Origin of the sequence: Pseudomonas piscis, assembly GCF_009380155.1 — a bacterium.
GTDB lineage: Bacteria > Pseudomonadota > Gammaproteobacteria > Pseudomonadales > Pseudomonadaceae > Aquipseudomonas > Aquipseudomonas piscis.
In genome coordinates this window covers 417,301-441,647 of record NZ_WHUV01000004.1, presented here as the reverse complement: position 1 = coordinate 441,647, position 24,347 = coordinate 417,301, and the positions used below count along the sequence as shown (strand labels likewise).

At 63.7% G+C, this 24,347-nt stretch carries 21 protein-coding genes; 4 read left to right on the top strand and 17 right to left on the bottom strand.

The features are described from left to right. Positions 1-94: 94 nt before the first annotated feature. From GDH07_RS23870 to GDH07_RS23860, 3 genes are read left to right on the top strand one after another with little or no spacing between them, the layout of a single operon-like run. On the top strand, positions 95-1,270 hold the full coding sequence (locus tag GDH07_RS23870; protein WP_152899094.1) for an NAD(P)/FAD-dependent oxidoreductase: 1,176 nt from the start codon (positions 95-97) through the stop codon (positions 1,268-1,270). Next, a complete protein-coding gene (locus GDH07_RS23865) occupies positions 1,267-2,079 on the top strand; it encodes an aldo/keto reductase (protein ID WP_053132369.1) in 813 nt (270 codons plus the stop codon). Before GDH07_RS23870 ends, GDH07_RS23865 begins: the two co-directional genes overlap by 4 nt. Positions 2,080-2,120: 41 nt before the next feature. Beyond that, positions 2,121-3,092 (top strand): hypothetical protein, encoded by a 972-nt coding sequence (locus GDH07_RS23860; RefSeq protein WP_053132372.1) that lies wholly within the window; start codon positions 2,121-2,123, stop codon positions 3,090-3,092. 44 nt (positions 3,093-3,136) lie between these two features. On the opposite strand, the gene hldE is transcribed toward GDH07_RS23860, so the two are convergent. From hldE to msbA, 4 genes are all read right to left on the bottom strand, one after another. Continuing rightward, positions 3,137-4,570 (bottom strand): bifunctional D-glycero-beta-D-manno-heptose-7-phosphate kinase/D-glycero-beta-D-manno-heptose 1-phosphate adenylyltransferase HldE, encoded by a 1,434-nt coding sequence (gene hldE / locus GDH07_RS23855; RefSeq protein WP_031320616.1) that lies wholly within the window; start codon positions 4,568-4,570, stop codon positions 3,137-3,139. Positions 4,571-4,672: 102 nt separating this feature from the next. Further along, the gene (gene cysC, locus GDH07_RS23845; protein WP_152899093.1) at positions 4,673-5,284 is read right to left on the bottom strand and encodes an adenylyl-sulfate kinase; all 612 of its coding nucleotides are present in this window, start codon (positions 5,282-5,284) and stop codon (positions 4,673-4,675) included. Further along, positions 5,277-5,981: a sulfotransferase family 2 domain-containing protein gene (locus tag GDH07_RS23840; protein ID WP_152899092.1), complete on the bottom strand. Its 705-nt coding sequence runs from the start codon at positions 5,979-5,981 to the stop codon at positions 5,277-5,279. Before GDH07_RS23840 ends, cysC begins: the two co-directional genes overlap by 8 nt. 187 nt (positions 5,982-6,168) lie before the next feature. Beyond that, entirely contained in the window at positions 6,169-7,974 is a 1,806-nt protein-coding gene (gene msbA / locus GDH07_RS23835; protein WP_152899091.1) for a lipid A export permease/ATP-binding protein MsbA, read from the bottom strand. A gap of 156 nt (positions 7,975-8,130) precedes the next feature. Between msbA and GDH07_RS23830 the strand changes: the two genes are divergently transcribed. Continuing rightward, on the top strand, positions 8,131-9,963 hold the full coding sequence (locus GDH07_RS23830) for a bifunctional O-antigen ligase/aminoglycoside phosphotransferase family protein (RefSeq protein ID WP_152899090.1): 1,833 nt from the start codon (positions 8,131-8,133) through the stop codon (positions 9,961-9,963). 64 nt (positions 9,964-10,027) lie between these two features. Here the strand turns inward: GDH07_RS23830 and GDH07_RS23825 are convergent, their stop codons facing one another. From GDH07_RS23825 to waaC, 13 genes are all read right to left on the bottom strand, one after another. Beyond that, on the bottom strand, positions 10,028-10,912 hold the full coding sequence (locus GDH07_RS23825) for a glycosyltransferase (RefSeq protein ID WP_152899089.1): 885 nt from the start codon (positions 10,910-10,912) through the stop codon (positions 10,028-10,030). Then, positions 10,912-12,063: a glycosyltransferase gene (locus GDH07_RS23820; protein WP_152899088.1), complete on the bottom strand. Its 1,152-nt coding sequence runs from the start codon at positions 12,061-12,063 to the stop codon at positions 10,912-10,914. The genes GDH07_RS23825 and GDH07_RS23820 overlap by 1 nt, the downstream gene beginning before the upstream one ends. A gap of 2 nt (positions 12,064-12,065) precedes the next feature. Then, on the bottom strand, positions 12,066-12,944 hold the full coding sequence (locus GDH07_RS23815) for a DUF6625 family protein (RefSeq protein ID WP_343038327.1): 879 nt from the start codon (positions 12,942-12,944) through the stop codon (positions 12,066-12,068). A gap of 52 nt (positions 12,945-12,996) precedes the next feature. Beyond that, positions 12,997-14,409, bottom strand: a complete 1,413-nt coding sequence (locus GDH07_RS23810) for a PIG-L deacetylase family protein (protein ID WP_152899087.1) — start codon at positions 14,407-14,409, stop codon at positions 12,997-12,999. 8 nt (positions 14,410-14,417) lie between these two features. Continuing rightward, a complete protein-coding gene (locus GDH07_RS23805) occupies positions 14,418-15,314 on the bottom strand; it encodes an antimicrobial resistance protein Mig-14 (protein ID WP_152899086.1) in 897 nt (298 codons plus the stop codon). Next, the gene (locus GDH07_RS23800) at positions 15,314-16,444 is read right to left on the bottom strand and encodes a glycosyltransferase (RefSeq protein WP_152899085.1); all 1,131 of its coding nucleotides are present in this window, start codon (positions 16,442-16,444) and stop codon (positions 15,314-15,316) included. Before GDH07_RS23800 ends, GDH07_RS23805 begins: the two co-directional genes overlap by 1 nt. Further along, positions 16,428-18,185, bottom strand: a complete 1,758-nt coding sequence (locus GDH07_RS23795) for a carbamoyltransferase family protein (RefSeq protein WP_343038326.1) — start codon at positions 18,183-18,185, stop codon at positions 16,428-16,430. Before GDH07_RS23795 ends, GDH07_RS23800 begins: the two co-directional genes overlap by 17 nt. Before the next feature lie 236 nt (positions 18,186-18,421). Further along, a complete protein-coding gene (locus GDH07_RS23790; RefSeq protein WP_152899084.1) occupies positions 18,422-19,876 on the bottom strand; it encodes a lipopolysaccharide kinase InaA family protein in 1,455 nt (484 codons plus the stop codon). Continuing rightward, positions 19,876-20,628, bottom strand: coding sequence for a lipopolysaccharide kinase InaA family protein (locus tag GDH07_RS23785; RefSeq protein WP_152899083.1), 753 nt, complete (start codon positions 20,626-20,628; stop codon positions 19,876-19,878). Before GDH07_RS23785 ends, GDH07_RS23790 begins: the two co-directional genes overlap by 1 nt. After that, positions 20,625-21,359 carry a lipopolysaccharide kinase InaA family protein gene (locus tag GDH07_RS23780; RefSeq protein ID WP_022641022.1) on the bottom strand — a complete coding sequence of 245 codons (735 nt, stop codon included), beginning with the start codon at positions 21,357-21,359 and terminating at the stop codon, positions 20,625-20,627. The genes GDH07_RS23785 and GDH07_RS23780 overlap by 4 nt, the downstream gene beginning before the upstream one ends. Continuing rightward, positions 21,359-22,165, bottom strand: a complete 807-nt coding sequence (rfaP, locus tag GDH07_RS23775; RefSeq protein ID WP_152899082.1) for a lipopolysaccharide core heptose(I) kinase RfaP — start codon at positions 22,163-22,165, stop codon at positions 21,359-21,361. The genes GDH07_RS23780 and rfaP overlap by 1 nt, the downstream gene beginning before the upstream one ends. Then, entirely contained in the window at positions 22,162-23,286 is a 1,125-nt protein-coding gene (locus GDH07_RS23770; protein ID WP_152899081.1) for a glycosyltransferase family 4 protein, read from the bottom strand. The genes rfaP and GDH07_RS23770 overlap by 4 nt, the downstream gene beginning before the upstream one ends. Further along, positions 23,286-24,347 carry a lipopolysaccharide heptosyltransferase I gene (gene waaC, locus GDH07_RS23765; protein ID WP_103325736.1) on the bottom strand — a complete coding sequence of 354 codons (1,062 nt, stop codon included), beginning with the start codon at positions 24,345-24,347 and terminating at the stop codon, positions 23,286-23,288. The genes GDH07_RS23770 and waaC overlap by 1 nt, the downstream gene beginning before the upstream one ends.

Sequence of the window (24,347 nt, the reverse complement as noted above, 5' to 3'; positions counted from 1 at the left end):
GAGCGACAAGAAGGCGCAAGCGCCGGTTGTTGCTTGCAGCTTGAGGCTTGAAGCTAGAAACTTGCGGCTTCGATTGGTTCTCCGAGGTTGCTGCATGCCATCCGCTATTTCCACCGATGTGCTGATCGTCGGCGCAGGCGTCGCCGGTCTCTGGCTCAACGCTCGCCTGCGACGCCAGGGCTTTTCCACTGTCCTGGTGGAGAACGCCAGCCTCGGCGGCGGACAGAGCGTCAAGTCCCAGGGGATCATCCACGGTGGCGCCAAGTACGCCCTGCATGGAGCCCTCACCGGCGCCTCGGAGGCCATCGCCGACATGCCGCGGCGCTGGCGCGAGGCCCTGGCCGGCAATGGCGAGCTGGACCTGGCCGGCGTGCGCCTGTTGTCCGAGGCCCACTATCTCTGGTCCCCCGGCACCCTGGCCGGCAACCTCACCAGCTTCTTCGCCAGCAAGGCCGTGCGTGGCCGGGTCGACCAGGTCAAGGGCGAGCAACTGCCGCCAGCCCTGCAGGACAAGCGCTTCAAGGGCAAGGTCTACCGCCTGGCCGAACTGGTAGTGGATGTCCCCAGCCTCATCGAGCGCCTGGCCCAGCTGGCCGGCGACAGCCTGCTGGCCGGCCAGCGAATCCAGCCCCTGGTGGAAAACGGCCAGCTGGCGGGACTGCGGGTCGATGAGCGCGAGATCCGCGCCCAGCGCATCGTCCTCAGTGCCGGCGCCGGCACCGCCGACCTGCTCCAGGCCCTGGGTCTGGAACAACCGGCCATGCAGCGCCGGCCGCTGCACATGGTGCTGGTCAAGGGCACGACCCTCAAGCCGCTGTACGCCCACTGCCTGGGCGGTGGCCCCAAGCCGCGGATCACTGTCACTACTCACCCGGCCGCCGATGGCCAGTGGGTCTGGTACCTGGGCGGCGATCTCGCCGAGGCCGAGGGCGTGGCCCGGGAACCGGCGGCGCAGATCGCCGCCGCCCAGAAGGAACTGGCCCAACTGCTGCCCTGGGTCGACCTCAGCCAGGCGCAATGGGCCACCTTGCGGGTGGATCGCGCCGAACCGGCACAGTCCGGCCTGGTCCGCCCGGACAACGCCTTTCTCGCCGAACAGGATCGCCTGCTGGTGGGCTGGCCGACCAAGCTGGCCCTGGCCCCGGACTTCGCCGACCGGGTCCTGGCGGCCCTGGAACGTGATGGTATCCGCCCGGCCCACGGCGATCCGCTGCCGGAACTGCCGCGCCCGCCGCTCGGCCAACCGGCCTGGGAGCAACTGCTGCCATGAGCCAACTCACCCTGCACGATCTGCATCGCCCGCTGGGCAGCACCGGCCTGCTGGTTTCGCCCCTGGGCCTGGGCACGGTCAAGCTGGGCCGCGACCAGGGAGTCAAGTACCCCAACGGCTTCCAGATCCCGGACGACCAACAGGCACGGATGCTGCTCAAGCTGACCCGCGACCTGGGCATCAACCTGATCGACACCGCCCCGGCCTATGGCCGCAGCGAAGAGCGCCTGGGCCCACTGTTGCGCGGCCAGCGCCATGAGTGGGTGATCGTCAGCAAGGTCGGCGAGGAGTTCGCCGATGGCGTCTCCCGCCACGATTTCAGCGCCGCCCATACCCGGCTCTCGGTGGAGCGCAGCCTGCAGCGCCTGGAAACCGACTTCATCGACCTGGTGCTGGTGCACTCCGACGGCAACGACCTGGAAATCCTCGAGCACAGCGCGGCCTACCAGGTCCTCGCCCAGCTCAAGCAAGAGGGCAAGATCCGCGGCTTCGGCTTCTCCGGCAAGACCGTCGACGGCGGCCTGAAGGCCCTGGAGCAAGGCGATTGCGCCATGGTTACCTACAATCTGAACGAACAGGCGGAGAAGGCGGTCATTGACTATGCCGCCGCCCACCACAAGGGCATCCTGGTGAAGAAGGCCCTGGCCAGCGGCCACGTCTGCCTGAGCCCGGGCACCGATCCGGTACGGGCCAGTTTCGAGCTGCTGTTTGACCAGCCCGGTGTCGCCAGTGCTATCGTCGGGACCATCAATCCACTGCACCTGGCCCACAACGTGACAACCGTGGCACAGGTCCTGGGCAAGAACTGACGCCGCCGAGGCGGCCGCCCCCGACGCAGGAAGGAGCCGAGATGTCGCGACCGCTGATCAGAAAGAACCCCAGCAACTTCAAGACCTTGCCCCTGTTCGTCGAAGCGACTCCCGAAGGGCTCTGCTACCAGAGCGTCGGCATGCCGCTGAACTTCGCCCAGACCCTGCAACGCCGGCGCCCGGTGAGCGTTGCCGACAACGAGCGCTTCGCCCTGGAACTGGCGAACCTCGGGGTCTCGGTACGCCTGACCCTGCACTGGCAGAATCGCGACTATTGGGTGCTGGTGCGCCAGCGCCGCCAGGACCGTGGCGATGTGGTCCTGAAGCTGATCTCCGGCTACGTGCCGGCCCACGAGCTGAACCTGCCGCTGCACACCGCTATCCAGGAAATCGCCGAGGAATGCCTGCTGGAAACCCCGGAAGGCTGGCTGGCCGGGCGCTTCAACGATACCTGGCTGCCGGCGCCCTATGCCGGGGCCCTGCATTACCGCGAGACGCCACACTTTCGCCTGACCCCGCTGTCCGGCGCGGCGCGCCCGGTTCGCTGCGCCAACCTGCACTTGCTGGAACGCCCCCGGGCCTACGTGCACCTGCCCACCGCCTCGCTGCAACTGATCTACGACCTGCGCCTGGATGTCCCCAAGGAAGCCAAGTCCCTGAGCCTGTTCCATGTCGACGAACGCCTGGAGGGCGACCAACTGGTGGCCCGCCTGGATCGCAAGCGTCCCGACCTGTACCTGATGCCCCTGGAAAACGGCCAGCCCTGCGCCGAGCTGTACACCCTGAAGAAGGATCAACTGCATCCGGCCAGCACCCGCGGCCTGTACCTGGCGGAGAGCTTCGCCCAGCAGGAAGGCTGGGTGGTCGGCGATGAGCGGATTCGCTGGAAGGACTGGCTCAGGCAGCGCGGCCTGAGCGAGGCGGAAAAGGACACCCAGCTGGCACGCCTGACCGGCAAGGCACGGCAGATCCTGCGCAAGATGGTGCCCGCCAAGAACCGGCGCCAGGGCTAAAAAAAACGGCGCCCCAAGGGGCGCCGTGATTCAGCACAGGAGCCTCACTGGGCCTTGTCGGTCTTGCGGATCTTTTCGACGATGGCGGTGGTCGAGCTGTTCTCCACCAGCCCCAACACCTTCACCGTACCGCCATAGGCCTTGACGATATCGGCCCCGACCACCTGGTCGATGCCGTAGTCGCCGCCCTTGACCAGAACGTCCGGACGCACCTGGGCCAGCAGGTTTTCCGGGGTGCCCTCGGGGAAGCTGATCACCCAGTCCACCGCACCCAGCCCAGCCAGGACCGCCATGCGCCGGTCGACGCTATTGATCGGCCGGCCCGGGCCCTTGAGCCGGCTGACCGAAGCGTCGTCGTTGATCGCCACGATCAGGCGATCGCCCTGGGCCCGGGCCTGCTCGAGGTAGGTCACGTGTCCGGCATGGAGAATGTCGAAGCAGCCATTGGTGAACACGATCTTCTCGTTGTGCGCCCGCGCGTCGTCGATGGCCAGCAGCAACTGGTCGAGGCTCAGCACGCCGCGCTCGGAGCCTTCTTCGCGCTGGATCGCCCGACGCAGCTCGGGAGCGCTGATGGCCGCGGTCCCCAGCTTACCGACCACGATACCCGCTGCCAGGTTGGCCAGGCCCACCGCATGGGGCAATTCCTCGCCAGCAGCGATCGCCGCCGCCAGGGTGGAAATCACGGTATCCCCGGCACCGGTGACATCGAACACTTCGCGGGCTCGGGCCGGCAGGTGCAGGGGCGGATGATCCGGGCGCAGCAGGGTCATGCCGTGCTCGCCACGGGTCACCAGCAGCGCACCCAGCTCCAGGTCGTGCATGAGCTTGGCACCCTTGCTGACCAGCTCATGCTCGTCGGCGCAGCCGCCAACGATGGTTTCGAACTCACTGAGGTTCGGCGTGATCAGGCTGGCGCCACGGTAGATGGAGAAATCCTTGCCCTTGGGGTCGGCCAGCACCGGGATGCCGCGGGCCCGGGCGGCGGCGATCAGCACCTGGTGATTACGCAGCGCACCTTTGCCATAGTCGGACAGCACCAGCACCTTGATGCCGTCCAGCAAGGTGTCGACCTCGGCTGCCAGGGCCAGGGCGTCGGTGGCGAAGGGTTCTTCGAAATCGATACGCAGCAACTGCTGGTGACGGCTCATGACCCGCAGCTTGACGATGGTCGGCTGGTGCTTGATGCGCTGGAACAAGGCCCGCACGCCAGCACCCTGCAGGCTGTTGGCCAGGCTGTCGGCAGCCTCGTCGTCGCCGGTCACCCCGACCAGCGAGGCCGGCGCGCCAAGGGCGGCGATGTTCAGGGCAACGTTGGCGGCACCGCCCGGGCGGTCCTCGATCTGCTCGACCTTGACTACCGGCACCGGCGCCTCAGGGGAAATCCGTGAGGTACCACCATGCCAGTAACGGTCGAGCATGACATCGCCGACCACCAAGACGGGGGCTTGATCGAATCGCGGCATGGACAACTTCATGGAGCATCCCACATACAAAATGAACAGGGGCGCGATATTAGCACAGGGTTGGCGCCGCCTAGTTCTATGGCTTGCGTGGCTCCGACGAAGAATTGACCTTGCTCATTTGCGCTGCAAAAGCTGCAGCAGGCAACGGATCGCCTCGGGCAACGCCATGCTTGCGGTATCGATCCGGCAATCGGCTTCGAGCGGCTCCTCATAGGGACTGTCGAGCCCGGTGAAGTCCTTGATCCGTCCTTCCCGCGCGGCCCGGTAAAGGCCCTTGGGATCGCGCAGAGCACAGGCATCGAATGGCGTGCTCACATGAACTTCCAGGAACTGCCCGGGGGCGAACAGCGCCCGAGCGGCATCGCGCTCGGCGCGAAACGGCGAGATCGCCGCGACGATCACCACCAGCCCGGCCTCCACCATCAGCCGTGCCACCTCGGCCATGCGCCGAATATTTTCCTTGCGCGCCTCGACACCCATTCCCAGATCCCGGCACAGGCCACTGCGTACATTGTCGCCATCAAGGACGAAGGTATGCATGCCCAGTTCGTTTAGCCGCAGCTCCAGCAGGTTGGCCAGGGTCGACTTGCCGGCTCCGGATAGGCCGGTCAACCACAGGCAGCGGGGCTGCTGGTGCTTGAGTTCGGCCCGGGCAGCGGCCGACAGTGTCAGGTTGTAGGGACGGATCTGCGGTTGCTGCAAAGACATGCTGGCAGGTTCATTCATAACCGAGCATCTCGTAGTCACGTTGATAGACCCGACGTACCAACCTTCGGGTGCGGACCGAACACAACTCCCGGACGGGAGTGCTATGACGGTGCACGGTTCCGTTGACATGGGGCAGTTGCGCCTGGATACCCAACCGCTCGCACAACAGCTGGAAATCCCGTTGCAAATGCTCCTGGTAGCCGATGAAGTCCAGGGACATGCGCCCCAGGGAGTCCACCAGGAAATCGCTCTGGGCAGCGAAGTGCATCTGCCGGGTGATGGTTTCCGGGTGCAGCCAGCGACCGATGAAGTCATCGAAGTCGCGGTAGTGCGCGACCAGCTCCTGGGCCGCCCGGTCCCGACGCCCCAGCGAGTTGCCACGCAGGAAGGCGTAGGCCGAATAGGCACGCTCCAAGGGGTCGCGGACGAAGGCGAACTTGAAGCTGCTGGCATACATCCTGGGGAACTGGTGCTCGTACCAGTACAACGGCAAGTGACCGGGCATCCAGCCATCGAACAGGGCTGAACAGATGCTGCTTCCGGCGCACTTGGGAACGTGGATGAACAAACAGGAACGGCGGGAGAACTGGGCAGGGAAACACACATTGGCGGACATGGACTTGTTCACTACCTGACGGTCCACCACCGACAAGCGCCCAAGCAGGAAATGTCGCTGGGTCTTGGGCAATAACTTCCACACAAAGCGCTGCAACATTCCGCCTCTCATACGAGAAGGTTGACCTTCCCGATCTGTTCGAAGATTCAGGGCGGAACCATAACAAGCGGCAAACGCGAAATTATTTAGCCTTGGTCAAGACTGTAAGGGAGACGCTACAAATGCTGCCAAAGTGCTAGTCACCTGGCGAGGGGACGGGGGCGACGCGAGCCACCCCCGGAGCGGATCAGGCGATTCCGCTAGGCGCGGGTTCTTCCTGGCCCATGGCATGCAGCCTGGAGTAGTAGCCGTTCTTTGCCAGCAACTCGGCGTGGGTACCACGCTCGACGATGCGTCCCTGGTCCATGACCAGGATCAGGTCGGCTTTCTCGATGGTCGACAGGCGGTGGGCGATCACCAGGGTCGTACGCCCTTTCATGACCTTGTCCAGCGCCGCCTGGATATGTCGCTCGGACTCGGTGTCCAGGGCCGAGGTGGCCTCATCGAGGATCAGCAGCGGCGCGTTCTTGAGCAGCGCCCGGGCAATCGCCAGCCGCTGGCGCTGACCACCGGAAAGCAGCACGCCGTTCTCTCCGACCTGGGTATCCAGGCCTTCCGGGAGCTGGGAGATGAAGTCCATGGCATAGGCGTCGGCGGCGGCCTTTTCGATATCCGCCCGGGGCGCTCCCGCCAGGTCGCCATAGGCGATGTTGTTGGCCACGCTGTCGCTGAACAGCGTTACGTGCTGGGTGACCTGGGCGATATGACGGCGCAGGTTCAGCAGGCGGTACTCCTCGATCTCGGTGCCATCCAGGAGAATCTGGCCCTTGTCATGGTGATAGAACCGCGGGATCAGGTTGGCCAGGGTCGACTTGCCACTGCCGGAACGCCCAACCAATGCCACCATCTTCCCGGGCTCCACGCTGAAGCTGATGTCGTCGAGCACCTGACGCTCGGTTCCCGGGTAGGTAAAGCTCAGGTTGCGAACTTCCAGGTGCCCGCTGATGCTGGCGTGCTCGACGGTGCCGTGGTCGACTTCCGGCTCGACGTCCAGTTGCTCGAAGATGCTTTCCGCACCGGCGACACCACGCTGGATCGTGGAGCTGACTTCGGAGAGCTGGCGGATCGGTTTGGGCAGCAAGCCTGCCATGGTGATGTAGGCGACCATCTCACCGGCCGAGGCATCGCCACGCAGGTACAGGACCAGGAACATCAGGATCGCCATGGCGCTGTAGATCACCAGTTGCAGCAGCGGGGTGTAGATCGCTCCGGTGCGGGTCATGCGCAGTTGCTTGTCGGTGTTGCCCTGGCTGGCCGCGAGGAAACGCTGCTGCTCGTAGGTCTCGCCGCCGAAGCTGCGCACCACGCGATAGCCCTGGATGGTTTCCGATGCCACATGGGTCACATCGCCCATGGCCACCTGGATCTTTTTGCTCTGCTTGCGGAATTTCTTGCTGGCGGTGCGCACCATGATGGCGATCAGCGGCAAGATGGCGATCATCACCAGGGTCAGCAACCAGTTCATCCAAAGCAGCGAAGCGAACAGGAACACCACCGTCATGCCTTCACGGATCACCACCTTGATCGCATCCGTCGCCGCCCCCGTGACCATGGTCACGTTGAAGGTGATGCGCGAGATCAAATGCCCGGAGTTGTGCTTGTCGAAGTAGCGGTTGGGCAGGATCAGCAGGTTATTGAACAACTCGACCCGCAGGTCATGCACCAGCCCCAGGGAAACCTTGGCCAGGAAGTAGTTGCCCAGGTACGAACCCAGCCCTTGCCAGGCGGCGATCAGCACGATCAGCAGTGGCACCGCCTGCAGCAGTTGCATGTCACGCAGGTAGGGCACGCTGGGGAACAGCACGGCCTGGGGATTGGACAACCCATCGACGAAATACTTCAGGATGTAGCCGAGCATCGGCTGGGTCGAGGCGAAGATCAAAAACCCGATGATGCTGATGAGGAACAGACCAATGTAGGGCCGTACATAGCCGAGCAGGCGGAAATAGATTTTCAAGCTTGAAGGGCTTGCGCCAGGACTGGAATCGGTCATATCACGCGAACGTCGTTAATAAAGGAGGGAGACTTTAGCACAGCTTGCATTACGCTCCGAGAACCGCCGGCCACCCCGGCCTTCAACAGACAAACGACACCATCGGACATTAGCCGTTATGATGCCGCACTTAATTTCTGGGATGAACGTCTAAGCATGCAACTCAATGCTCTTCGCATTACGTCCAATCGAGTATTCGATTTCATTTGCCTGTGGATCTTGCCCCTCGGGTATCTGCTGCTGCTTTGCGCACTGTTCTTCATCCCTGGTCGCAGCGTGTTGCACAAGCTGTACTACGGGCTGTTCAGCATCCCGACCCTGATTGCACTGTGCCTGCGGCCGGGCGAGTTGAAGAACCTGGTGCGCGAACCAATATTCATCGCCGTGGCGCTGTTCTGTGGCTGGGCACTGGTCAGCCTGGCCTGGAGCCCACCGGTCGATAGCGTGGCCGGCGAGTTCAAGACGCCAATGCACCTGCTCATGCTCTTCGCCGGCTGCAGCCTACTGGTCAGCTATCGGCGGGACGTCCTGCAGCCCCTGCTGTTCTGCGCAGCCGTCATCGCCTTGCTGGCTTCGGTCCTCAATCTGTACCTGTTCAGCAAGGTCTATGTACCCGGAACACGCATGATAGGTAGCGGGGCCTTCGACAATCCGCTGTTGAGCTCCCATGTCTTCGGCTTCTTCCTCGTGTACTGGCTATGGCTGAGCATGACCTGCCAACGCATGCGGCTCTTGTTCCTGAGCGTCCCGGCGATGCTCATCATGTTCGCCACGGTCATCGCCACCGGCTCGCGAACCCCGCTGGTGGCCCTGACGCTGGCAACAGCATGGATCTGCTTCGTCTGCTGGAACCGCCGCTCGCTGCTGCTGCTCGCAGCGATGCTGGTTGGCGGTACCACGGTGCTGATCCTGTTCTCGCATATGCTGGGAGAGCGCGGTAACTCCTATCGTTTTGAAATCTGGACGCTGGTACTGGGCTATATCGCCAACCATCCCTGGATCGGCCATGGCTACAACGCCGAGCTGAGCGTGGATGTCAATATCGGCTACATCCTGGCCGAACCCCATAACTTCGCCCTCGGCGTGCTGTACTACGTGGGCCTCATCGGCTTGCTGCCCTGGCTGTTCATGCAGGGCTGGGCCTTGTTCAAGAGCTGGCAGTTGCGCAGCGCCCCACTGCTGATCCTGGCGTCGACCTGGCTGATGTTCGGTATCGGCGCCGGCCTCACCGAAGGCGGCGGGATCATCTCGCGCCCCAGGGAGCACTGGTTCCTGCTATGGATCCCCCTGGCCCTGATCGCTGCCCTGTGCATTGCCCACCGGGCCCGGCGCTCGCCGCCCCTGGCAAGCCAGGTACTGACCCCGGCCAGCAGCGAACAGCTCACCACCAATGCCCATGTGATCGAGTCCGATGGTCTTGGGCCCAAGGTCCTGCGCCTGGAGGATGGCAGCTTCCTCAAGCTGTTCCGCCCCCGTCGCTGGTACACCTCAGGGGGGTTCAACCCCTATTCGGAACGCTTTGCCAGCAACAGCGAGCGACTGCGTGAACTGGGCATCGTCACACCGGCCATCATGGGTTTGTACCGCCTGACCGACGGTAGCGGCGCCGTACGCTATCGCCCGCTGCCAGGGCAGACCCTGCGCCAGAGCCTGCAATACGCCCACAGCGCAGAGGAGCGTGCTGCCCTGATCGAGCGTTTCGGAGCATTCATGGCCGACCTGCATGAAAGTGGCGTGTACTTCCGTTCCTTGCACCTGGCCAACGTGCTGGTCCTGGAGGATGGTGGGTTCGGCCTGATCGATCTGGCCGACCTGCGGGTCTACCCCTCCCCGCTGAGGGCTGCCCTGCGCCAGCGCAACCTGCGCCATATGCAGCGCTACGCCGAGGATAGCCAATGGCTGTTCCACGAACACCTGGATGCATTGCGAGCAGGCTATGCCCTGTCGACCTCACCTGGCCAGGCCCAGGGGCTGCTCAAGGCGCCCTAGGCCACCCACCGACCCTCCAGGCAAGGCACAAAAAAAGACAGCCCGAAGGCTGTCTTTTTTGTGCTCAGTCCTTTTCCGCTGGGACAAAGAGCAACCGACCCAGACCGCGCCAGGTCTTCTTGTTCCAGGCCTTGAGCGGGATCTGTGCCAGCAGCTCGCGCGCCAGCCCCCGGTCCCGATTGGAGACCTTGAGAAACATCGAGTTCAGGGCCTTGTAGCGCACCTCGTCGTACAGCGGATGATCGCTGAACAAGGCGTAGGTACGCAGGATGTTGTCGATCATGAACCGATGGTTCTTGTAGGAGTTGGTGGCGTGCTTGCGATAGCGCGCCATCACCACGTTCAGGCCATCGATGAAGTAGCCGGCATGGGTGACCTTCAACTCGATCAGCAGGTCTTCGAGGCGGATGCTCGGATCGAAGCCACCGACCTTATCCAGCGCTTCGCGGCGAATCATCAAGGTTGGCGCCGGCGGATAGGGCTTGCGCTCCAGAAACATGTCCTCGAAGTCCAGGCGCCGGAACGGTACGTCACGGCGCTGGCGTTTCTCGGGGAACAGGTTGCCATCGCTGTCGATCAGCTCGATGTTGCCCGCACAGATGCCCACTTCAGGCTTGCCATCCATGTAGGCCACCTGAATGGCGATACGCTCGGGCACCATGATGTCGTCCGAGCCGAACGGCACGATCAAACTGCCCCGGGCCCGGGCTATCGCGCCATTGAGTGTGTTGGTCAACCCCTGGTTCTGCTGGACTCGGAAGTCGAAGCCGTGTTGCTCTTGCAGACGCTGGATGCGCTGGACGCTGTCGTCCTTGGAACCATCGTCCACCACCAGCAACTCAATGTTCGGGTAAGTCTGCTCGATGACACTGAGGATGCTCTGTTCTATATAGGGCGCATGGTTGTACGAGGCGATGATCACCGTCACCACAGGTTGCTGGTCTGTCATTACTGCCTCTTGCCCGCCTGATTCAAACCCGAGTCGATCAACTGCAGGTATTGCGCGCGGAAGACCTCGATATCATGTTCTTTCTGCAAATAACGATAGGCTTGCTGCCCCTTGGCGACCAGTTCCTCGTCGGAAAGTCCCAGGTAGGCATCCAGCGCCGCCACCAGCGACGGTACATTGGCCGGCTCCACCGCCAGGCCGCCGGCCCCTTCGATCAAGGGCAACATGGCCGGCACATTGGAGGCGATCACCGGCAGCCGCCCGCTCATGCCCTCCAGCAAGGCCAGGCCGAGACCTTCGGCCAACGATGGCATGGTCCAGATGTCGAAGGCCCGCACGTATTGCAAGGCATTTTCCTTGAAGCCCAGCAGGTGGGCACGACCCTCCAGGCCCAGGCGCTGGATCTCCGCGCGCAGGCTGGCTTCCTCGCGGCCGGCGCCGATGATCGCCAACTGGGTCTGTGGATATTTGTCCTTGAGCTGGGCGAAAGCCTGCAACAGGTAGGTATGCCCCTTGACTGGCACCAGCCGCCCCAAGGCGCCGACCAGGCGTACTGCCGGGTCCAGCCCCAGCAACTCCCGGGAGCGCTCGCGGGAATGCTGCAGAGCCTCGGCCTGCTCGATATCGATGGCGTTGGTGATGGCCCAGGTGTTCTGGTCGGTAAAGCCGCACTGGCAATCGAGAAGGTACTGCTTGACCGCTGGCGATACGCCGACGAAGCGCCAGTGCCGATCGATCAGGCGCTGGGTCTGGCGCCGCCGGTAGAACCGATCGTACTCGCCGAAACCGTGGGAAATGCCGATGCACAACGGCACCTTCAGCCAGCGGTTGAGCGCCAGCATCATGTTCACCGGCTTGAAGCGGTTGCAGATCACCACATCGAACTTTTCCTTGCGGCAGAACTGGTACAACCGCCACATGGCCCGCAGGCGCATACCCTTGAGGGACTTGTCGGAAAACTCGAAATACACCGAGTGGTCGGCCCGGCTCACCGGGTCGTTTGGCCCGGGGCGGCCACGCAGGAACGCCGCGGTGACCTCATAACGCTCGCCGGGCAAGGCCTTGACGATCTGTTCGGCCAGGTCGGCAAAATCATGGGATTTGACGTTGTAGTCCGGCTGCAATTGCAGGACCTTGAAGCGCTGGCTCATAACTATCCCCGGTGGAAACCTGTGGCATCGATGAGCCAGGACGACTCGCTGGCCAGGGCCTGGACCGCCTGTGCACCAGGTTCCGGCAGCTCCGACCATTCGTTGCGCTTCCAGCACACGAAGTGAAAATAAGGAAAGGTACGAGCGCCATCGCGATCGTTGGTCAGGCGCCCATCCTTCCAATACCAGCATGTCGGGAAGTCGCGGCTGCCGTCATGCCACTTGATGACTCCGCCCGGGGTGCTGAACGCCTCGGTGAACTCGCTGCGACGACGCTCCGGGTTGAACTTGCCCACCAGCTTGAACAACGGCTCAGGGAAGTTCTTGCGCCAGAGGAAGATCCGCGTGAATGCTCCCTCGTCCAGGGCATGATGCTGCTGATCGACAAAGCGCTCCTGCCAGTTCTTGATCTTGCGGAACAGCTCACGCTGGCGGGCATTGTTGCGAACCAGGCACAAGTGCCCGGCGACCCGTCGCTCGTGGGTGGAGAACAGGTCGTGCTTGGCCAGGCGCTCTGCCGTGAAATAGGCCCGCAGATCGCCATAGACCAGGTCGATATCGCCAAAGCCCCAGAAATCGTAGCCTTCCAGTCGGTCAGCATGGATGAGCCCGAATGCCGGTCGGATATCACAGATCTTGTAGGCAGCCTTGGGCGCGAAATCGATGCCCAGGCGCTGGGACACCAGCGCGCAGTAGTCAGCGAAGCTCATGCTTTCATGCCTGACATTCGGCGGCAGATTGTCCGGGACCCCGCAGTCGCTGAAGAACAGCCAGTCGATATCCGGATTGCGTCGGCAGCTCTCCAGGAAAAACGGCATCCAGAAAGGCCAGCGCCCAAAGTAGGGCATGAGGAACAAGATTCGCGGGCGAGGATTGATCACAAAGGACTCACTGTCGATTCGGGCTGTAAAGCGCCCCTATGGTTATGTCTGTTTATCGCTGCCGCAACAGCCAGAACAGCTCATGCCGCCTGACCGCCTTGCGGAAAAACTCGTTCTCGCCCAAGGCCGAAGGCACCCTGCCGGCCATGAGACGTTGTATCGACCTGCGCAGGCGCCGCTTGAGCGGCATTCTCGGTTGCAGGTCATGCATCATGCCCAGGGCCATGGCCTTGTCATACTGCTCGGCCTGGGAAAGCGCCAGGCACCAGGGCCGTAGCACGCTGCTCGAATCGAACACCGGCGGCAAGGCGATACCAGCCCCCGAGTCGCCCATCGGCCAGCGATCATTGTCGTGCAGGTGATTGGCATAGCCGAGCACGGTGACCGGCTGCCACTCCAGCCCCTCCAGCGCCTGCATCACCGCCGCCTGGGCGCAGATATGGTCGGGGTGCGGATCCAGCGAAGGATGGGGCAGCACTATGACTTCGGGACGGGCCTTGAGCAGCAACTCGCGCAGGTCGGCCAGCAGATTGTTCCAGGTCGGCAAGCCATCGCGATCGGCAGGCAACGGGAACGGATTGAACTGGCGGAACAGGCGGATATCGCTCAGTTGCGCCTCGCGGGAAGCCACTGGCTGCTCTGGAGCCGCCTGCATCGCGGAAAGTTGCAGGCAGAAGTATCCCAATTGCACGCAATGGGCCTCGGGAACCCCGGCCCAGCGAGGCACGGCGATACTGTCCCAAGCCCGCAGGCGTCCCTTGAGCCGCGCCGCTGCCGATGGCTCCAGGCCCATGGCCTGATAGTGCTCGGCCTCGATCTCCCCTGCCGTCAGGGTCACGATCCAGGCTTCGTCCGCCTGGCTGTACAGGCCGAACGCCGCCAGCTCGGCATCGTCGGCATGGGGAGCGACAACCATGACCCGCTGGCAGCGATAGTCGGGATCACGCCAAGCCAACAACTGCGGCTGGATACGGATTCGACAGTGACGCCCGCGCAACTGCAGCTCGCCACTGGCCAAAGAATCGGCCAAGCCGCTCAGGTTGAGATAGCGCAAGCCATCGACCCCGCGCTCGAAGCCTTGGCGATCGAGGCCCTGGCCACCCGCGACCTCGATGACCGGATCGAAGAACCGACCCAGCCAGGAACTCTTGACCTGCACCCCGAGGACCAGGGTTTCGCCAGGAGCCAGCTCCAGCGGCGACTCCGGCACCAGGCGTCCGGAGTCCAGGCGTACAGGGATCTGCCGGGCCTGATCGCCGAAATCGTAGAGATAGTCATCCTTGGGTGAGTAGAACAGGTGGTCGGCGAACCAGGCCTCATGGGCCAGCCAGGCAGCCACCGCCAGCAACAACGGCAACCACCAGGCCACCAGGACGCCAGCCAGCAGCAACAGCACCAGGCCGATCAGCAAGGCGATTCGTTTATTGCGCCGGTGGCGCTTGAGCAGTTGCTGCTTGCGGCTCATGGGCTGACTCACACCTGGAAAACCGGCACAGGATTGCACCAACGATCCTTGTATTCACGGTCGGCACGACCGAAGGAAAACCGTAGCGGCTTGTCCAGCGCCCGAGCCTGTTCCCAGGCGCTCTGGGTATTGAGGAAACTCAACACGCTGCCTGGACTGAACTCCCGGGTTTCGGGGTCGACACCACCATTCACGTACTCGACGCTGATCCACTGCGGGGCTTCGACCCGGTAGATCAACTGCACGGCAATCGGCGCATCGTTGAGGAAGATCACCGAGCCGATCAGCAGCTCGCGCAGACGCTCCAGCACCTCGGCCATGCGTTCGGCACCGGTGGCGGCGAATCCCCAGCGCCGCTGGAACAGATCGCAGTAGATAGCCGCCAGTTCAGCGCTGCTGAACTCGCTCACCGGACGCACCACGCCGCCCGCCTCCTCCAGCAAGCGCAGTTCACGGCGCTGGTTGTAGCGGAACTTCTTCGACAGTTCTTCCGGGGTGCGAGCCATGGCCAACTGCTCGGCCTGGGGCCGCAGGCCGGCGAAACGCCCCTCGTTGAGGGCCGAAAGGTAGCGGCCACGATGACGCAACCGAGCCTCGGCGTCCGCCGCTGCCGGCAAGATCAGCTCGGCATTGCCGATATCGAACAGTCCTTTCTTGCCCGCGCGCTTGAGCACATCCTTGGACAGTGCCAGGTCCCGGCCCCAGGTAGCGATGGCCGCCTGTAGCTGGCCGTCACGCTCCCAGGCTAGGTAACGCACGGGAATCTGCGCCAGGTCCGCCAGTTGCTCGACCACCAGTGGATGGGTTGCCACGCTGCCACCAAAACGCTGCCAGGCCTGGGCATAGGTCGATGCGTCAATGACTGACCAGCCGCGTTCGCGCCAGCCTTGGAATCGATTGAGCATCAGCCCCTCGCGGTCAGTTCGGTGACTTGTGGCAAGCGCCAGAATACGTCGCGTACGGCCCGATCGGAGAAACGCTCGCGCAAGCGATCGAGCATCAACTCGGCGCAGACCCGGCGCTGGTGTTCGTCCATCGCCGCCAGGTGCTGCAGACCCTGGGACAGGTGTTCGACATCCCCCAGGGGAAACAGGATGCCCACACCCTCGACTACTTCCTTGGCCCCGCCGCACGCGGTGGCCAGCAAGGGCACGCCGGCGGCCATGGCCTCCAGCAGGACCATGCCGAAAGGCTCGTGGTCGGAGCTCAGGGCGAATACATCGAACGCCCGGAAATAGCGCCGGGCCTCTGGGACCTGGCCGAGGAACAGCACGCGATCGGCGATCCCCAGCTCGCGAGCCAGGGACTTGAGGTCCTTGTCCAGGCGGCCGGTACCCAGGATCGCCAACTGGCTGCCTTGGGGTAGCTGCGGCACTGCCGCGGCGAAACCACGCAACAGGGTGGCCTGGTCCTTGTCCGGATGCAGGCGCCCGACGTTACCGACGATCCACGCATCGGCGGGCAGGCCCAGTTCGGCACGGGCTGCGGCCCGGTTCAACTGGCTGGCCTGCAAGGCCTCCAGGTCGATCCGGTTGTACAGGGTCTGGATCCGCTGCGCCGGCCACTTGGGCAGGCAGGCACGCATATCGTCGCGCACCGCGTCGGAGACCCCGAGCAGGCTCAGGCGCTTGCCGAACAGCCCGGCGAACAGCTTGCGGCTGCCGCGCTTGTAGTCGCTGAACGCATGGTGGACGCCGATCACCGGCAGGCGTGTCCCCAGCAGGGCGATGTAGATCGGTTTGAAGCGATGGGCGATGCAGAAGCTGAAGTTGCGTGATGCGGCGATCTTGCGCAGGTCACGGATAGCGCCCAGCTTCAGGCCACGAATGGCCTTGGAGCTGTACTCCATGAACAGCACTTCGTCGGACGCGCAACCCGCGGCGACTTCGGCATCGGCGACCCCGGTCAGAAAGACCGTGGTCACCCGATAGCCGCTGCCCGCGAACAGGTTGGCATATTGCCGCGCGCAGTCCAGGAACGGCCCGTCATAGCCGTGGCAGAACTGCAGCACATGGCGTTCAGCCGACCGTGTCATAAGGATCCACGCCGTCTTTGACCACCAGGATGTCTTCCATGATCAGGTACTGCAGGTCAGACCCGTAGAACATGTTCAAGGCGTCGGTCGGCGAGCAGATCATCGGTTCGCCACGGCGGTTCAGCGAAGTGTTCAGCGAAACACCGTTGCCAGTCAGGACTTCCAGAGCCTTCATCATGTCGTAGTAGCGCGGGTTGTATTCGCGCTTGAGCACCTGGGCCCGGGACGTGCCGTCTTCGTGGACCACTTCCGGCACCCGGGTCTTCCACTCTTCAGCCACTTCGAAGGTGAAGGTCATGAACGGTGCCGGATGGTCGACCTTGATCATTTGCGGAGCGACAGTGTCGAGCATCGACGGGCAGAAAGGCCTCCAGCGCTCGCGGAACTTGATCTGCTCGTTGATCCGGTCGGCCACGCCCGAGGCGCTTGGGCAACCGATGATCGAACGGCCGCCCAGGGCGCGCGGGCCGAACTCCATGCGGCCCTGGAACCAGGCCACCGGGTTGCCATCGACCATGATCTTGGCGATGCGCTCGGGGGTGTTGTCGATCTGGCGCCAGGCCGGCTGGTTCGGGTGCCGGGCACAGGCAGCGATCACGTCTTCGTTGGAGTACGCCGGGCCGAGGTAGACGTGCTCCATCTTCTCCACCGGTACGCCACGGGCGTGGGAGACGTAGGCCGCGGCACCGACTGCGGTACCGGCGTCGCCGGAGGCCGGCTGGACGAACAGTTCCTTCACGTCCGCACGGGCGATGATCTTCTGGTTCAGCTTGACGTTCAGCGCACAGCCGCCGGCGAAGGCCAGCTTGCCGGTTTCCTTCAGGGTGTCGCCCAGGTAATGGTCGATCATCTGCAGGGCCAGCTTCTCGAACAGTGCCTGCATGCTGGCGGCGTAGTGGATGTACGGCTCGTCGGCGATATCGCCTTCGCGCTTGGGACCCAGCCACTCGATCAGCTTCGGCGAGAAGTAGAAACCCTTGCCCTTCTCTTTATAGCGACGCAGGCCGATGACGTTGGCGTAGTCGGTGTTGATCACCAACTCGCCGTTTTCAAAGCTGGCCAGGCGCGAGAAGTCGTATTTGCTGGCATCGCCGTAAGGCGCCATGCCCATGACCTTGAACTCGCCGTCGAGCATCTCGAAGCCGAGGAACTCGGTGATCGCGCCGTACAGGCCGCCCAGGGAGTCCGGGTCGTAGAATTCCTTGATCTTGTGGATCTTGCCGTTCTCGCCATAACCGAAGAAGGTGGTGGCGTACTCGCCCTTGCCGTCGATCCCGAGGATCGCGGTCTTCTCCTTGAAGCCGGAACAGTGGTAGGCGCTGGAAGCGTGGGCCAGGTGGTGCTCGACCGGTTCGATCTTGATCTTCTTCGGATCGAAGCCCAGTTGTTCCAGGCACCAGACGATCTTCTTGCGATAGCGCTTGTAGCGACGGTTGCCCATCAGGATCGCGTCCAGGGCACGGTCCGGGGCATACCAGTAACGCTTGGCGTAGTGCCAGCGCGCCTTGCCGAACAGGCTGATCGGGGCGAATGGAATCGCTACCACATCGACGTCGGAAGGCTTGATCCCGGCCTGCTCCAGGCAGAACTTCGCCGACTCGTAGGGCATGCGGTTCTTTGCATGCTTGTCGCGCACGAAACGCTCTTCTTCAGCAGCGGCAATCAGCTTGCCGTCGATGTACAGGGCTGCCGAAGGATCATGGCTAAGGGCGCCGGACAGGCCAAGAATCGTCAATGCCACAGGGGTCTAGCCTCGTTTAGTCTGCATGCGGGCGCAAAGCGCCTTGAAAAGAAAGTGTGCTCGCAAGAGGGCGAGAAACAACGAAAGGGCGGGATTATAGCGTAAAAGCAGGGGCAAGCCTCTAGCGACAAACCACAAGCCGGGGGATGCTCGGCGCGCCCGTGCCATCGTCGGCCATGCCCCTGGAGGGCCCTCCAGGGCTTGCTGCGACAATGGCAGCGACCACAGGTCGCAGGTCAGGCCTCAGGCGTGTTGGGAGCCTTGGGCAAACGCTGATCAATCATTTGATACAACTTGCTGCTTTCAGGCCAGTTGCGCATGAAACGTGCGCGATCGCGGGCATAAGCCGCAGCGAAACTCCCCACGCTGGAATGCTGGCGCATGGAATCCAGGTCGATCAGGGACCAGCGATCCTCCTGCCAGAACAGGTTATGGCCCTTCAGATCGCCATGGCTGATGCGCTCCCTCAGCAAACTGGCGAAGAGCAGGTCCAGGGCCCGCAGCTCCGGCTCAGGTGCCTCGCCACTGTCGACGAACGGCGCGAAGCGCTCGATGATGTCCGGCCCCGGCAGGTGCTCGGTCACCAGGTAGGCCCGCCGGCGCAGCCAGAGGAAGCGCCGCTCCAGCACAGCCAGGGGCTTGGGCGTGGCGATGCCGAGGAAGGCCAGGCGATTGCCTTCGCGCCATGAGTGCCAGGCTCGGCTGGGACGCCAGAAACGCTTGAGCCAGTGGGCGAAACCCTTGATGTTGTAGCGCTTGAGCACCAGGGTGCGCCCCGCGGACTCGATCCGTCCGACACTGGCCGCGCCACCGGTCTTGTACAGATGCCCCTGGTCCAGCAGGGCGTCGGCCTGCTCCAACACCGGCAGCATCGCCGCCTCTTCCTCGCGCCGGATCGCCCTCAGGGCGAAGGGTCCGCGATGTACGCTGAACAGCGTGCACTCGCGGCCGACCTTGCTCAGGAAATCCCGCAGGCGCCAGCCTCGCACCTTGTCCACCTGCTTCTGCAATGCCTCCAGGGGCAGCGCATGCTCGGCATTGGCCAGCAGGTAATGCACCAGCAATTCCTCGGTGAAGGGCTCGAGGTTCTTGGGCAACTGGGCGAAGAACACCCCGAGATTCTCCAGGACTTTCTGCCGCGACAGGGGCTTGCCCGCCTCTTCGACGCAGATGCCCGCACCATCGATCAAGTACAACTGGCCATCGTGGCGCAACAGGTTGTCCAGGTGCAGGTCTTCCTGCCACAGGCCCTTGGCATGCAACCGGGCAATCGCCCCCAACGCCTCGGCCAGCACCTCGACCTGCTCATCGGCCAGCACTGGCAAGGCCTGCACCTGGCTCCAGGCGTCGCCCAGGCCCTGGGCACCCTCCAGGAACTCGAAGAGCAGCCAGCCGCCCTCGCCTTCCTGCAAGCCATCGGCCAGCAGCAATGGCGTGGTCAGCCCCTGCTCCGCCAGCAGGCGCACACCTTGCAGCTCCCGCTGGAAATGCCGTGCCGCCTTGGGACCGACCAGCAACTTGGCCAGCACCATACGCCCACGCCAGACCCCGGCACCGACATAACGCTGCCCCGGCAGCACGCGCAGCAGGCTCAACAACTGCAACTGCGCCGCACCGGCGGCGTCCGCCAACTCCAGGCTCAGGGGCAGGGCCGGATTGCGCCCTGCGTGCTTCAGCTCGGACAAACGCATCAGCGAGATTCCTTGTGGCTGCTGCGGGCACTGAGTCGAGCGACCCAGGCGTCCAGCAGGGAGCTGTCCAGGGGCTGGTCGAGGTAGGCCGCCAACAGGCAGCGCACATCCTCGACACTCCACACCGAAGCCCGGCGCAACAAGGGCTCGAGATCCTTGACCCGATCGCGCTGGCCGAACAGCAATGGCCGGGTTTTCTCCAGGTCGATCAGTTGCGCCTGGTAACCCGCGCCTTCCGGGCGCAGGAAAATATGCTTGGGGTAGAAGCAGCCATGTACCTGGCGCAGGCCGTGCAGCTGCCGGGCCAATTGACCACAGGCCTCGAGCACGGCCTGGCGCTGGGACTCGGGCATCTGCGCCCATTGCGCCAGCAGTGCATCCAGGTCGTCCCAACCATCCAGGGCCCGGGTCATGAGGATCGCCCGGGTCTCGCCGGCGACCTTGCGCATGCCGAAGAACACCGCCTGCAAGGCCGGGATACCCAGCTCCTGGTAGCGCCGGATATTGCGAAACTCGCGGGAGAAGCTCGGCTCGCCGAACGGATGGCGCAGGGTCCGGGTCAGGTAGTTGGTTTGCCGCTTGAGGTAGAACCCATGCCCCTCCACGTCCAGGCGATAGACACTGCTATGGCCGCCACGGCCGGTATTGGGTTCGTCCACCGCATCCAGTTGCCTGGCCCACAGATGATCGAAAGTGCCAAGGCCGTTGCGCTCCAGCAGCGCACGCTCCTCGGACGCCAGGAAATCAGTCATTCACGTCCCTCGAAAAATCTCACCACGTGGCGAATGCGCTCCTTGTCGGAGGCACTCAAGCGATCGCGCTGGCGATACTGCAGGTAGAAGCGCAAGCGCTGGGTGGCGGAAAGATGGTACTTGGCCACCTTGTCCAGGCAGGCCAGGTCCTTGGTGATCCGGTACTTGAGCCAGAACCCACGCCAGAAATCGCCGTTCGGACAGTCGATCAGGTACAGGCGGTCCTGGTCATCGACCAGCAGGTTGCGCCATTTCAAATCGTTATGGGTGAAGCGATGGTCATGCATGATCCGGGTATAGGCGGCCAGCTGGCGGCTGATCCCGTCGACCCAGCGCCGGTCCTTGAGCTTGGGATCGTTGCGCTCGGCCAGCACCGACAAGTCTTCGGTGCGCGGCAGCTCGCGGGTGATCATCGCGCCCCTGGAATAGGCCAGGCAGCGTCGCTCCAGGCCCCAGGCCACCACCTCGGCAGTGGGAATGCCCCACTTGGCGAAACGCTTGAGGTTCTGCCATTCGAACTTGACCCGGGGCTTGCCCAGGTAGCGCCGCAGGTTCTTGCCGGCACCGGTATAGCGCTTGACGTAATAGTTGACCCCATCACGCTCGACACGCACGACATCGGACAGCGGGTCGCGGGTCAGATGTTCGCCCTCGAGGGTGAACACCGCCTCCAGGCTGCCGAAATCTTGTGCCAATGCCTGGTAGGCAGGGTCCAGGTTCCAGCTAGCCATCAGAGCGCATCTCCGTACCTTTGCTTGCGTGCGTAGAGTTTTTCGGCCTTGCCCTCGAGCCAGGCCAGCAGCGGCGCTTCCTCGGCGAGGATCCGCCGCAGCGGTTGCTGGAAGTACCCCGTGAGGAAGCGCAGCTTGTCGCGGCGCGTCAGGCCGATATCCAGGGCCGAGAAGTACAGGGCCGCCAGGTCCTTGTTACGCCAGCGCTGGGTGATCTTCGCGCGGGTCTGGGCCCGGTGCAGGTCGATCAGCGACAACTTCAATGTCCCCGGAGTGATCGGCCGGTCGGTGTGCAGCAGGAAGTGGCAGATGTAGCAGTCACGATGGTTGACCCCGGCGCGATGCATGGTGCCGGTCATGCGCGCCACCTCGGCGATCAGCGCCCGCTTGAGCGCAGGCGCCGGCGGCTGCTTGACCCAATCGATACTGAAGTCCTCGAGGCTGATGGTCGGCGCCAGCTCCTCGGTGACGATGAACGAATGCTGGTTCGCCGGGTTGGCACCGCGCTCACCATAGGCCACGGCGGTCATGGTGGGCACGCCGGCCTGGTGCAGGCGCTCCAGGGCCAGCCATTCCTGACCGGCACCCAGCACCGGCAGCTTGGCGGTCACCAGGTTCTTGGCGATCTCGCCCCAGCCGATCCCCCGGTGGATCTTCACGAAATACCCACGGCCGGCGACTTCCGTACGCAAGGTACGGCGCGCCTCCAGCTCGCGATAGACCTGGCCCTTGAGCTCCTCGACGGCGGTGAACGCATCGCGTCCAGCCCAGAGGCTCTTGAAGGGCTCGGCAAGCATCAACTTCATCGGTCTTGCTCCGCCAGAATCACATCCGCAGCGTGCTGCGGCATGCTGTAGAGGTCGGCCGTCTCGGCGAACGCCAGGCCGTTTCGGCTCCAGGTCGCGCGTGCAGCATCGTCGGTCAACATGGTGGTGAGGTATTGGTTGAGCTGCGCCTGCTCCAGCGGTTCATCCAGCACCAGGCCGCTTTCGGCCTCGGCAATGTAGTGGGCATAACCACAAACCGCGCTGACCAGCACCGGCAGGCCGGCTACCAGGGCCTCCAGCAGCACGGTCCCGGTATTTTCGTTGTAGGCCGGGTGGATCAGCAGGTCGGCGCCCAACAGGAAACGCGGGATATCGCTGCGCCCTTTCATGAACTGCACCTGGTCACTCAACCCCAGGGCGGCGCTCTGCACCTGGAATACCTTGGGGTCGTCCTGGCCGATTACAAATAGCCGTGTGCGTTTCTTCAGCGCCGCAGGCAAGGCCGCCAGGGCCTTGAGGCTGCGATCCACGCCCTTGGTCTTGAACCCGGAACCGATCTGCACCAGCAGCAGGTCGTCGTCCTTAAGGTCGAACTCGCGGCGAAACTCGGCACGGATCTCGGCCGCGTTGGCCGGTGCCCGACGGTCCTGGGCAATGCCGGGTGGCAGCAGGTGGAAACGCGACAGCGGGGTGTCGTAATGCTTGATGAACAGCGGCTGCTGGACTTCGGAGATCATCAGGATCTCGGTCTTGGCATCCTTGGCGAACACCGCCCGCTCATACTCGGCGAAATGCCGGTAGCGACCCCAGCGCCGGTACAGGGAGTGCCGCAGGTTCTGCGCCTTGTCCTCGAAACAGCCATCGGCCGCGTAGTAGACATCCAGCCCGGGCATCTTGTTGAAGCCCACCAGCCGGTCCACCGGGCGCTTGGCCAGGTCGGCCGCCATCCAGGCACTGAGTTTTTCGTTGCGATGATGGTTGAACAGCGCCTTGACCGGCGCCACCAGCACTTCGAAGCCAGGGGGTACGTCACCTTCCCAGATCAGGGTGTAGACGCGAATCTGGTGGCCGCGCCGCTGGCACTCCAGGGCAATGCGCATGAAATCGCGCTGCAGGCCGCCAAAGGGAAAATACTTATAAAGGACAAAAGCCAATTGCATCAGCGTGGCTCCTCAGCCAGTAACAAGGCGCTCAGTCGGCTGGCGACACGCTCGGGGTTGAGGCGGGTAAAGCACAGGGGCCACTCGCGCTTGAGATCGAACCGCTGCCGGTCCACGGCAGTCGGCTGGTAGGTGCACTGCTTCTGCAGGCACGGGGCGCAGGGGAAGTTGCTCCCCAGGTGGATCTGCACCCGGCCATAGGCACCGGTCAGCCCCGGATTGGTCGGGCCGAACAGCGAGATGGTGGGTACATCCAGGGCGGCGGCAAGGTGCCCCAGCCCGGTATCCACGGCGACGCAGGCCTGGGCGTCGACCAGCACCCGGGCCACGCCGGCCAGGTTCAGCCTGGGCAGTACCGTGGCGTTCTTCAGGCCGCTGGCGATACGCTCGGCCCGGGCCTTCTCGGCGGCATTGCCCCAGGGCAACTTGACCTCGACCCCGAGCATGCCCATGCGCTCGGCCAGCTCGCGCCAGTAAGCCTCGGGCCAATGCTTGGTGTCCCAGGTGGTGCCATGCAGGAACAGCACGAAAGGATTCTTGCGTGGCAGCTCCACCAGCTTTTCGGCATCCAGGCCGTAGTCGCCCATCCCCTGGGGCAGGTCATAACCCAGGGCCAAGGCGAACAGCTGGCGCACCCGCTCCACGGCATGCTGTCCACGGGCCACCGCCAGGCGCCGGGAATAGAAGCGCGAAGCCAGCGGTTCGCGGGCCGAGTCCTTGTCCAACCCGGCCACTGGCGCACGCACGTAGCGGGTCAGCCAGGCGCTCTTGAGCAGGCCCTGGGCATCGATCACCAGGTCGTACTTGGTCGAGCGCACGCTCTGCTTGAAGCGCCGCCACTCGCCGCTCTTGATGGTCTGCCAGATATTCTTGCGCCAACGGCGGATCGCCACCGGGATCACCTTGCCCACAGCCGGGTGCCAGGTGGGAATTTCGGCGAAACCCTCTTCCACCACCCAGTCGAACTTGATCCCCGGGATCGCCCGCGCGGCATCGGTGACGGCCGGCAAGGCGTGAATCACGTCACCCAGGGAAGAGGTCTTGATCAACAGTACCCGCAA

Bases quoted from the DNA above. Each gene is read 5' to 3' on its own strand.
- GDH07_RS23870 (WP_152899094.1), top strand. From the start codon at position 95: ATGCCATCCGCTATTTCCACCGATGTGCTGATCGTCGGCGCAGGCGTC.
- GDH07_RS23865 (WP_053132369.1), top strand. From the start codon at position 1,267: ATGAGCCAACTCACCCTGCACGATCTGCATCGCCCGCTGGGCAGCACC.
- GDH07_RS23860 (WP_053132372.1), top strand. From the start codon at position 2,121: ATGTCGCGACCGCTGATCAGAAAGAACCCCAGCAACTTCAAGACCTTG.
- hldE (WP_031320616.1), bottom strand. From the start codon at position 4,570: ATGAAGTTGTCCATGCCGCGATTCGATCAAGCCCCCGTCTTGGTGGTC.
- cysC (WP_152899093.1), bottom strand. From the start codon at position 5,284: ATGAATGAACCTGCCAGCATGTCTTTGCAGCAACCGCAGATCCGTCCC.
- GDH07_RS23840 (WP_152899092.1), bottom strand. From the start codon at position 5,981: ATGTTGCAGCGCTTTGTGTGGAAGTTATTGCCCAAGACCCAGCGACAT.
- msbA (WP_152899091.1), bottom strand. From the start codon at position 7,974: ATGACCGATTCCAGTCCTGGCGCAAGCCCTTCAAGCTTGAAAATCTAT.
- GDH07_RS23830 (WP_152899090.1), top strand. From the start codon at position 8,131: ATGCAACTCAATGCTCTTCGCATTACGTCCAATCGAGTATTCGATTTC.
- GDH07_RS23825 (WP_152899089.1), bottom strand. From the start codon at position 10,912: ATGACAGACCAGCAACCTGTGGTGACGGTGATCATCGCCTCGTACAAC.
- GDH07_RS23820 (WP_152899088.1), bottom strand. From the start codon at position 12,063: ATGAGCCAGCGCTTCAAGGTCCTGCAATTGCAGCCGGACTACAACGTC.
- GDH07_RS23810 (WP_152899087.1), bottom strand. From the start codon at position 14,409: ATGAGCCGCAAGCAGCAACTGCTCAAGCGCCACCGGCGCAATAAACGA.
- GDH07_RS23805 (WP_152899086.1), bottom strand. From the start codon at position 15,314: ATGCTCAATCGATTCCAAGGCTGGCGCGAACGCGGCTGGTCAGTCATT.
- GDH07_RS23800 (WP_152899085.1), bottom strand. From the start codon at position 16,444: ATGACACGGTCGGCTGAACGCCATGTGCTGCAGTTCTGCCACGGCTAT.
- GDH07_RS23790 (WP_152899084.1), bottom strand. From the start codon at position 19,876: ATGCGTTTGTCCGAGCTGAAGCACGCAGGGCGCAATCCGGCCCTGCCC.
- GDH07_RS23785 (WP_152899083.1), bottom strand. From the start codon at position 20,628: ATGACTGATTTCCTGGCGTCCGAGGAGCGTGCGCTGCTGGAGCGCAAC.
- GDH07_RS23780 (WP_022641022.1), bottom strand. From the start codon at position 21,359: ATGGCTAGCTGGAACCTGGACCCTGCCTACCAGGCATTGGCACAAGAT.
- rfaP (WP_152899082.1), bottom strand. From the start codon at position 22,165: ATGAAGTTGATGCTTGCCGAGCCCTTCAAGAGCCTCTGGGCTGGACGC.
- GDH07_RS23770 (WP_152899081.1), bottom strand. From the start codon at position 23,286: ATGCAATTGGCTTTTGTCCTTTATAAGTATTTTCCCTTTGGCGGCCTG.